General features: G+C 64.9%; 5 protein-coding genes. 1 reads left to right on the top strand and 4 read right to left on the bottom strand.

The window, feature by feature from the left end:
* Positions 1 to 52 precede the first annotated feature (52 nt).
* Complete coding sequence (locus OSH10_RS06660; RefSeq protein ID WP_266330852.1) at positions 53 to 4,864, bottom strand: autotransporter domain-containing protein; 4,812 nt, start codon at positions 4,862 to 4,864, stop codon at positions 53 to 55.
* A 181-nt stretch (positions 4,865 to 5,045) separates the two neighbouring features.
* Positions 5,046 to 7,400: a glycosyltransferase family 2 protein gene (locus tag OSH10_RS06665; RefSeq protein ID WP_266330853.1), complete on the bottom strand. Its 2,355-nt coding sequence runs from the start codon at positions 7,398 to 7,400 to the stop codon at positions 5,046 to 5,048.
* 690 nt (positions 7,401 to 8,090) lie between these two features.
* Here OSH10_RS06665 and OSH10_RS06670 point away from each other — a divergent pair.
* Positions 8,091 to 8,990, top strand: a complete 900-nt coding sequence (locus OSH10_RS06670; RefSeq protein ID WP_266330854.1) for a tetratricopeptide repeat protein — start codon at positions 8,091 to 8,093, stop codon at positions 8,988 to 8,990.
* A gap of 200 nt (positions 8,991 to 9,190) precedes the next feature.
* On the opposite strand, the gene OSH10_RS06675 is transcribed toward OSH10_RS06670, so the two are convergent.
* Together OSH10_RS06675 and OSH10_RS06680 are read right to left on the bottom strand one after the other, a co-directional pair.
* Positions 9,191 to 9,562 carry a hypothetical protein gene (locus OSH10_RS06675; protein WP_266330855.1) on the bottom strand — a complete coding sequence of 124 codons (372 nt, stop codon included), beginning with the start codon at positions 9,560 to 9,562 and terminating at the stop codon, positions 9,191 to 9,193.
* 116 nt (positions 9,563 to 9,678) lie between these two features.
* Positions 9,679 to 10,026 carry a RidA family protein gene (locus tag OSH10_RS06680; protein WP_266330856.1) on the bottom strand — a complete coding sequence of 116 codons (348 nt, stop codon included), beginning with the start codon at positions 10,024 to 10,026 and terminating at the stop codon, positions 9,679 to 9,681.
* Between the last annotated feature and the right edge of the window lie 168 nt (positions 10,027 to 10,194).

Genomic DNA, 10,194 nt, shown 5'->3' on the forward strand with positions numbered 1-10,194 from the left:
GTGTGCTGCGGGGCCTTTTCGTTTCGCGGATCCGGCCCGGGCCGGGGCGGGATCAGAAGTTGTGGCTGGCCTTCAGGCCGAAGGCGTTCTCGGTCGAGGTCTGCCCGAAATTGCCATCGTAGAAGGCGCGCACGGTGTTGCCGTTCTCAAACAGCATGTCGACGCCCACCGAGGTGTTCCACAGCAGCCGGTCGCTGCTGCTGGTGACGGTGAAGTCGCTCGTCCCCGACGTGTCGGCGGCGAAGCGGGCGTTGAGGTCGAAGCTGTCGTTCGAGAAGACCGTGACGCCGCCCTTGACGTAGGGGCGGATCATCGTGCCGCCGGCGGTGATGACCTGGCCGCCGACTTCGAGTTCCGGCGCAACGCTGAACACGGTGCGCGAGCCGCTGTCGACCGCGACGGCGGCGACGCCGCCTTCTTCTGTGAAGGCCGCCTGGTAGAGGTAGGTCGCGTTGCCCTCGATCTGCGGACGGATGTAGATCGACTCGTTGCCGAAGTCATAGGACGCGCGCAGGCGGGCGTTCAGAGAGCCAGCCTCCGGCTTGCCGGTCAAATCGTTGCTGAAGTCGCCGAAATTCACCGACCGCTCGGTGTCGTACCAGCCATAGCTGCCCGAAACCGCCGCCGCGAGGGTGAGCGGGCCGGGGACATACTTCACGACGAGGCCGCCCTCGATCCGCTTGCCGTCGCTGGTTCCGCCATTGACGTCCGTCGCCTTGGACGTACCGACTGCGACGGCGAAGCCGACGCGGTAGTCTTGCTTGACGGCATACTGGGCGCCGCCGGCGAGTTCCCAGGTGGTGCGGTCGAAGCCGACATTTTCGGCCGTCGTGTCGCGGTCGAACGTGCTGTAGCCGATCCGGCCCCAGGCACATTCGCCCTCGGCGTTGAAGGCGTAGGCACCGTCGCGGACCTTACAGCTCAGCATGCTGGTGGCGAAGCCGAGGGAGTCGTAGATCGCCGTCATCTGCTCGTTCAGATAGGTATCCGGCGAGAGCTGGTTGTAGGCGTCGTTGACTTCCCCAAGCGAGGTCAGGTTCAGCAGCGCCAGGCCGATCGAATCGAGCGATGGCGAGTTGCCGATGGCGCTGTTGAGATAGCCGCCAATCGCCGTGCCGTTCGGATTCACACCCTGGGTCAGATAGTCGTAGCCGGCAACCGTCAGGTCGAGGTGATCGCTGTCCGACGAGTTGATCGTGTAGTTGACCAGCGGATTGGACACCGAGAGACCGTCCGTCGTGACGCTATCGGCCGTCACGACCGTGAAGGTCTGGCCGAATACGCCAAGCGACGTCAGATGCAGCCCAAGCGAGCCGGCCATATGGGCATTGTCGCTGACCTGGAGCTGGTCCGCCGTCGAGTTCTCCAGATCGATGTCGATCATCAACGTGCCGGTCGGGCCGTTGACGAACGAGCCGGTCAGCGCGGTCGTCGCGATGGCGTCGCCGCCGATCGTGACGATGCCGTTGTTCGTCAGCGTATTGCCCTCGGCCAGATACACCGTCTCGCCCATGTTGAACACGCCGTCCTCGCCGTTGAGGAAGCTGTTCGCCCAGTCGCTGAGCACGACATTGCCGGTGATCGTGCCGTTGTTGGTGATCGTGGTGTCGCTATCGCGGGCCGAGATGGCGAGGCCGTTGATGCCGTCGGCGCTGAGGATCTCGCCGTGGTTGGTCAGCGAGTTCAGATGTCCGCCGTCGAAATGGACGCCGGCGAAGCCTTCGCCACCCTTGACCGAGCCGCCATTGATCGTGACGTCCTGGTCGCCATAGCTGGTGAGAAGGATGCCGTCCTGGGCCGCGTCGATCTCGCCATTGGTGGTGACATCGATGTTTGCATTGGCGGTCTCGACGCGAATGCCGCTGCCATTCGTCGTGGTGATGTCGCCGGTGTGGTCGACCGAGATGGCGCCCTGGTCGCTGAGGTTGCCGGCATAGATGCCGTCCGTCTTGGCGAGGATGGTGCCGTCGCTGATGACGGTGATGGCGCCCAGCGCGGACACGGCGACGATGCCGCTGCCATTGCTGGCCGTGATGTCACCGGTCCGCGTGACGCTGATCGCGGCTGCGCCCTCGTTCTTGGCGATGATGCCGTCGAGATCGGCCAGGATATCGCCGGTGCCGAGCACGGTCACGGAACCCAGCGAGGATTCGGCGATGATGCCGGTTCCCTTGTTGGCCGTAACGCCGCCGGCATCGACGGTAACGCCCTGCATGCCGACATTGGTCGCCACGATGCCATCGAGGTCGGCGATCAACTGGCCGATGCTGGTGACGGAGACTTCACCTGTGGTCGATGTGGCGACGATGCCCGTGCCCTTGTTGGCGGTCAGGTTGCCGTCCTGGTAGACGCTGACCTTGGTGTCGCCCTCGTTGGTGGCGACGATGCCGTCGAGATCCGCGACCAGCGTGCCGGTGTTGGAAACGACGATTTCGCCCGATGCCGAGGAAGCGACGATGCCGGTGCCCTTGTAGGCCGTCAGGTTGCCGCTCTGCGTGACGCTGACCTTGGCAGCGCCGATATTGGTCGCAACGATGCCGTCGAGTTCGGCCGTGATCACGCCGTTGTTCTCGAGCGAGATTTCGCCATCGGTCGAGGAGGCGATGATCGCGCTGCCCTTGTAGGCGGTGATGACGCCGGACCGGTCGATCGTGATCTTGCCGTAGCCCTCGTTGCCGACCTTGATGCCGTCGAGTTCCGCGGTGATGGCGCCTTCGCCGGTGACGTTGATCGCGCCGGTCGACGACCAGGCGGTGATGCCGGTCTTCGAATAGGAGGTCAGGTCGCCGTTCTGCTCGATCGAGACGGTGCCGTCGCCGAGGTTGGTGGCCTTGATGCCTTCCAGCTGCGTCGTCACGGCGCCGTTGTTGGTGATGGTGATGGCGCCCGTCGCCGAGGAGGCGAGGATGCCGGCGCCGTCATAGGAGGTCACCCCCGCACCGGTGATCCCGATCGTGTCGCCGCTCAGATTGGTCGCCGTAATGCCGTCGAGCTTGGCGACAACGGCGCCCGTGCCGATGGTGATCGTGCCGCTCGGCGTATAGGTGTCGATGCCCTTGCCGGCGTTCGAGGTCACCGTACCGGTCTGCGCGACGATGACGTTGCCACTGTCGCTCTTGGCGTGGATGCCGGTGGTCTTGCTCTCGATATTGCCCGACGAGGTGACGGAAACCGTGCTGCTGCTGGACGTGGCCCAGATGCCGGCGCCGTTCGAAGCCGTGATGGCGCCCGTCTGGTTGATGGTGTTGCTATAGGTCGATTCAGAACGAATGCCGTCCTGATAGGCCGTGATCGTGCCGCTATTGGTGATCGAGGCCGTGCCGCCGCTGGCGCTGACCTTGATGCCGGAACCGTTGGTGGATTCGATTGCGCCGGACGTGCGGTTGACCGTCGCGAGAGTGCTGCTCGATACGGTGACCGCGTCGCCCTTGGCGGTGATCGCGCCGGAGCCTTCCAGCGTTGCCGAGCTGGCGCTGGACGTTACCAGGACGCCCTTGCCCTCGTAGGAGGTGATGGCGCCGGTCTGGACGACCATGGCGGAGCCGCCACCCGATGTGGCGGTTACAGCGTCGAGTTCGGCGGTGACGGTGCCGGTCTTGCTGATTTCGACATTGCCATCGCCCGAGGTCGCATAGATGCCCTTGCCCTCGAAGGATTCGAGCGAGCCGGTCTGGCTCACGGTGACCGGGCCGGAACCGCTTTCTGCATAGATGCCGAAACCCAGTGCCTGAACCATGCCGCTATTGGTGACCAGAACGGCGGCGTTCGGCGACTTGGCGACGATACCGTCGCCCTCGTGGGCGATCAGGGAGCCGCCCTGGTGGCTGACGGTCGTGGTGCCCTCGCTCGAGCGAGCATAGATGCCGGTGCCGCCGGCTTCGATGGCGCCATCGATATCGACATTGATGCTGGCAATGGCATCGGCATAGACGCCGTAGCCTTCGTCGGCCGTGATCGAGCCGGTGTGCAAAAGCTCCATCGTGGTGCCGCTGCCATGGCCTTCGAGATGAATGCCGTCCGACTTGGCGTGGATCTCGCCCTCGCTTGTCGAGGTGACGGTCTCATTGCCCGAGGCATAGATGCCGTGGCCGCCGAGCGCATCGATATTGCCGACATGGTCGATCGTGACGCTGCCGGTCTCGAAGCTCTGCAGCGCAATGCCATCCGTCGCCGCGTGGATGGCGCCCCGGCTCTTTTCCTCGATGCCGCCATTGGTCGAGGCGGCGATGCCGGCGCCGCCGGTCGAGGTCAGTTCGCCGGCGACATCGATTTTCACCGCGCCGGCCATCGTGCCATGCAGGTTGATGGCATCCTTGCCTGCCTCGATGGCACCATTGGTGGTCAGCGTTATCGCGCCATCCGTCTCCGCCCAGACGCCGAAGCCCTCGTCGGACGTCACATCGCCGGTATGGTTGATCGAGATGTCGCCGATATTCTGTCCGCCATCCTCATAGCTCTGCGCCTTGATGCCGTCGGCACCGTCGCCCGTCGCATGGATGGAGTATTCGCCCGTATTGCTCTCGATGGTGACGGCGCCGTTCGAGATGAAGCGGATACCGGAAACGCCTTCTGCCGGCGCGATCTCGCTCGTCACATCGGACACGTTGAGCGTGTCGACAAAGGCGTCCTCGGTGACGTCGATGCCGGCGGAGACGTCCTCGCTGCACTGAAGCGTGGTGCCGTTGGGAACGCAGGCACCCCAGGCCGGCGCGCCCATGGCCAGGATGAGGGCGCTGGTGGCGGCGCCGCCGAAGAGGGCGCTGCGCCAGGCGGAAGGCCGCGCCTCGCCATCATAGAGAGGCGATGCTGAAGTGCGGTTTTGCTGGCGGTGGCCGTAGCCCCCTACGCTTTCTGATTTCGACACAATGTCCCCCGGCTCTGAAAGTTCTGTTTGATCGGCTGCTGCCAAACTGGAACCGCACTTCGCGATGTCCCTGTTCGGCGAAAAACTCTTGTCTGGTTCGGAAGCGCCTGGCTCCCGACTGGCTTCCGGGCTCGCCTGATCCACCCCTGGCGGACGTGGCGGCACGCGCGGATCCTGTTGCTCACGGATCATGGGCAGTCCCTCGCAACAGGCTCGAAAGCGCGGCGCGCGCGGCTTCGCGCTCGGCAACCGACGCACGGGCGACGGGATGCGGCGACGCTTTCATGGGCGCTGCGGCGGTTGCCGTGCTGCTCGTCTGGCTGGCGATCGCGCCGCCGATGAAGTCTTCCGGCGAAAGCGTCGGCGCCAGGTTCATCGGCGCGAGCAGAATGAGCGCGAACAGCCCGGTGGCCGCCATGGCGCGCATCGGTCGCCGGTTCAGCGCGCGAACGCCGCTGCCGGCCGCGTCGAGGCTGGTCAGAACGGGCCTGAGCGCGGCGGAAAACTGGGTCCGAACCGCCAGGGCGAGATCCGCGAAGCCATTGCGGAAGCCGATGAAGCGATGCAGGCCGTAGCCATAGAGCGAAACGTTCAGCGCCGGGACGATGGCGCCGAGATACTGGCCCGCCAGCAGGCCGTCGGCGACGTAGCGCAGCATCAGCAGCAGCATGAAGCCGTTGAACAGGAAGCAGTAGGGCGGGATGAAGGTGCGGTCGGCGACCTTCGGGGTCCGCGAGAAGCTGCCCTTCTTGCCCGTGATGATCTGGCGGATCGAGGCAGCGATGCCGGCAAAGCTCACCGGCAGCAGCATCAGATTGAGTGCGCAGACGGGGAACAGGTCGCGGAAGCGATAGCCGAGCCGCTTCAGATCGCTGCCATAGAGCAGGAAGTAGGGGATCATCACCAGCGGCGTCCAGACCAGCGCGCGGCCGTCCGACCCTGCCCAGATCATCAGGATGAAGACCGCGACATTGCCGATCAGCGGCGACAGCAGGTAGTTGGTCCGAAGCATCAGTTCCGGCAGGCGCCGGATTCGCCCGGGATTGGCGAGATATTGCTTGAGCAGCATCGGGAAGATGATCAGCCCGCCATTGCTCCAGCGCTTGCGCTGGATCGCCAGCGCGCCGAAATCGGCCGGCGTGGCGCTGTAGGCCATGGGCGAGAAGTGATTGTGCACCGACCAGCCGGCATGCAGCAGGTCGATGGTCGAGCCGGTATCCTCGATGACCGTCTCGTCCTGGATGAAGACCTTGCAGCGCTTGCCGCCCTCGACCTGTTCACGAACGATCTGCTGCAGCGCGGTGAAGCGGATGAGCGCGTTGGCGCCGACCCAGTAGGATGCGTTGAAGAAGGTCGCGCCCTGGTGGATCAGATACTGGATGTCCGTCGTGGCGCCGGCGATCCGCTCGACCGGCGAGCTTCCCTTGGGAAAGGTCAGGTAGGGGGTCTGCGCGACGCCGAGCGTCGGATTGCCGTTCAGCAGATGGACCAGCTGCAGCATGTAGTCGTTGAGAATGACGCTGTCGGCGTCGAGCGTCAGGACATAGTCCGCGCCCGGGATCGCGATCACATCCGCGGCGCTCGCATCGGTCGCCTCGATGACGGCGCCGCCCTGCGTCGGGCGGGCCACGTAGCTCCCCCCCATCAACCCGATATAGGCGTTGAGGTTCATGGCCTTGTTCGGCGCGTGCGACAGGTTGTCGAACGTCTTGCGCTGGAAGCTGCTGATCTCGGTGCAGAACAGATTGGCGAGGATGCGATATTCGCGGGCGATCTCGGCCTTGGTCAGGTCACTGGCCGCCATGCGGGTGGCTTCGGCGCGATAATGCTTCGCCAGATCGAGCACGATCCGGTCGATGAAGAAGCGGTCGACATGGCCGAAGGCGGGCGAGATCTCGGCCTGGAGCGTGCGGGCCAGGTCTTCCAGCCAGTAGGCGGCGTGGTCATAGCATCGCTTCAGCCGGCAGGCTTCGGCGGCGAAATCGATCGGCCCCGCCTTGGCGCGCCGCCGCCAGGCGGCGGTTTCCGCCCGTAAAGCCTGCATCGGCTTGTCGAGCATGCTCCAGACTTCATCGACCGTCGAAAGCGTCAGCTCGACCGAGTCGGGATCACTCGGCGGGTCATCGACCAGCAGCACGATGCGCCGATTGGAATAGCGGGCGAGCGCTGCCGAAAGCATCGTCATGATGATGACGCGCCGCTCTTCCCGATAGGTCGGGATCAGCACGGCGACACGCGGCGCGCGGTCTTCCAGCAGGTACGAAACGTCGGCCTCGGCGAAGGCGCGGTGCTGCTGCGCGCGCCGGGCCGCGCCATAGCGGCTCAACTGGTACGACAGGCAGCAATAGATGAGGCCGAGCAACAGCCCGCAATAAAGCAGGCGGTCGACGAGATCCATGTCGTCCAGGACATAGAGGAACACGGCCAGCGCACTGACCGAGGCGAGCGAGCAGAACAGGAAAAACAGGACGAGCAGGGGCTCGCCCGATGCCGCGCGGGTCGAGGATTTCAAGAAGGGCAGACGCAGAACGGGCATGCAGGCTGGGTTCGATCCGGAATTGCAACGAAGGATGCGCGGGACGCCGAGGCGGCGTCCTAGGGCGTCTCGCAAGGTCTAGCGAGACGCCGTGTTGCCGGATTCGAGTGGAGGCGGGCGACCAATTTCCCCGAGCGGCAGAATGCCGCGAGCCGGGGGCAAAAGGTCGAAATCGAAGGGATGGCGAGGAAAGTTGTTCTGTAATGCAATACAGTCCGACCGGAAGAAGACGGGCCGGTTGGACTGGCTTGTCTCGCGGATCCTCGGACTCCGCGGCAAACCTGCGGCCCGCTTTGCGAGCTGCCTTCCCAATCCGTCTTCCATGTTTCGCAGCCCCCCGGCCAGCTTGCGGTTCCGACGTTACGTCAAGCGAAGTAAGTTCTGTATTAAAGAACAAAGAATCAATGACATAACGAGGTCATTACGGCACCTATCCCTCCGTTACACGGCGCCGCGCACCGGCGCAATCTCCGCGCCTTACGTCATGGGAATATGTTGCGGGATTATCACGGTTTTCGAATGGCCTCGCCGACGACGGCCATCTTGTTCCCCACCGACGCAGCGGCTACGAATGTCGCGATCCGGGGGGCTTGACCGTTTGTCCAGCCTCCGCAGCGGGCGGCATGACGAGACCGTGGTCCGGCCAGAGCGCTGAGGCCCCGATCTCCGCGAAGGGGCTGGGTTCGAGACATGGGCTATATTATTCCGGGCGATCGATCGCCGCTTCGGGCTCTGGTTGCAGGGGTTCTGCTCGCCGGCTCGATCGTCTGTGCACAGGCGGGGCCGAACGACGAGGGCGACAAGGCGCTCGCCGCGCAGAACTACGATCGCGCCATGGCGCTGTATCGCAAGGCAGCGGACGCCAATGACCCCTGGGGTCAGATCAATGTCGGCAAGATGTACGAGAATGGGCAGGGCGTCGCGAAGAGCCCGAAGCAGGCCGCCCTCTGGTATGCCAAGGCCGCCAGCCAGGGCAATGACTGGGCCCAGAACAGCCTGGGTTCGCTCTATGAAAACGGCACGGGCGTGCCGAAGGACGTCGCCAAGGCGGTCTCGCTCTACAAGAAGTCGGCCGCCAAGGGAAACAACTGGGCCCTGTACAATCTCGCCCGCTGCCAGGCCGAGGGGATCGGCATGGCCGCGAGCCCGGCCGACTCGCTGAAGAATTTCCGCAAGGCGGCCGAACTGGGAAATTCGTGGGCGCAATACACGCTTGGCGACAAGTATGCGACGGGCGCGGGCGTGCCGCCGAGCTATCCAACCGCGGTCGCCTGGTACAAGAAGGCCGCCGACCAGGGCAATGCCTGGAGCCAGTTCAAGCTCGGCCAACTCTATGAAAAAGGCACGGGTGTCATCCAGAACGACGCCACGGCCGCCCGATATTACAAGGCGTCGGCGGACCAGGGCAATCATCTGGCCCAGGCAAGCTACGGTCTGGCCCTGGAGACCGGCAAGGGCGTCAAGCGCTGGAACAAGAAGGAAGCGGTTCGCTACTACAAGCTCGCGGTGGCCAATCCGGGTGCGCCCGAATGGGTCATGAAGCGGCTGACGGCTCTGGACGGAGCCCAGCCGAAGCCGCAGGCGAACTGAAACCGCTTCCAGAAGGGGCGGCAAGCCCGGTTTCGGGGACGCTCGTCCCGTTTCCCTCTCCCGCGGTGGGAGAGGGAATGTGCGGCGCCGCCGCCTGGCTCCGGCTCCAGCCAACCTGTTCGCCGCCCGCGTCACGCGATCCGATGCGGGAGCGGCAGGGGCGGGGCTTGCCTGGCCCGGGTTCCGCGATCCGACCCGCCTCAGCCGGCGGCGCGGCGCGCTTCGGAGGCGGCCTGGATCTTGGTCAGCTCCCGGGCATAGGCCGCGTCTGCGGCGGCCTGGGTCATCTGGCCGCTATCGACCCGTTTGGCCAAGGCCAGCCGCAGGCCCTGCTGCTGGCTCAGCGCCGCGCGATCGGGAAATTCCGAGGCGAAGCGGTTCTCGGCGTTGTTCAGGCACTGTGCCCGGCTTGTCCGCGTCGGCCTGGCGCTCGTCTCATACGCCGTCTGGCAGGCATTATAGGCCCGGTTGAGCCCGGCGCTCGGCCCCGTTGGAACCGACGGCGCGGTCGATGTCGAGGTGGTCGTGCAGCCGGCGAGCAGCCCGAGCAACGCAAAGATGGCAATGCGCATGATGTTCAGCCTCCCGTTTCCCGCAGCATCGCCCAGCTTTGGTCGGGAGTCGATACCTGTTTCCGTAACGTAATGTTGATCGCCGCAACGCAGGGCTGACGTCTTTTCTGCTTGCTTCAGGGTAGAGCGGCGACCGCCGTGATCTCGATCCGGTAGTCGGGATCGGCGAGCGGGATTCCACCCGTGGCGCGGGCCGGGGTGTTGTCCGGGTCGACCCAAGCGTCCCAGACGGAATTCATGGCGGCGAAATCGGCGATGTCGGCGAGCCAGATGGTCACCGAAAGCAGGCGCGACTTGTCGGTTCCGCACAGCGCCAGCACGCGGTCCATCTCGGCCAGGGCGCCGCGTGTCTGGGTGACGATATCGGCGCCGGCCGGCCCGACCTGTCCGGCGACATGCACGACGCCGTCATGCGTCGCGGCCTCGCACCAGCGCGCTGCCGGCTCCAGTCTCAGAATCTGCACGAGCGTCTCTCCTTTGTCTCGGCGCAACCCCGTCACGTCCACGGGGACGGGCTCTCTGTTAGTCCGAGACGCCGCGCGGCACCACTCGGAATGGGTTGCTGGATGCCGAACGCAACCCAGGGCGATATTTCTTGCCGCAAAATGCTGCGCTTTGGCAACACGTCAAAG

It is taken from the genome of Kaistia defluvii (assembly GCF_026343955.1).
In the GTDB taxonomy this organism is placed as follows: Bacteria; Pseudomonadota; Alphaproteobacteria; order Rhizobiales; family Kaistiaceae; genus Kaistia; species Kaistia defluvii.

What these genes read in the sequence shown, in the direction of transcription:
- OSH10_RS06665 (WP_266330853.1), bottom strand. Translation starts at nt 7,400, where the DNA reads ATGCCCGTTCTGCGTCTGCCCTTCTTGAAATCCTCGACCCGCGCGGCA.
- OSH10_RS06670 (WP_266330854.1), top strand. Translation starts at nt 8,091, where the DNA reads ATGGGCTATATTATTCCGGGCGATCGATCGCCGCTTCGGGCTCTGGTT.
- OSH10_RS06675 (WP_266330855.1), bottom strand. Translation starts at nt 9,562, where the DNA reads ATGCGCATTGCCATCTTTGCGTTGCTCGGGCTGCTCGCCGGCTGCACG.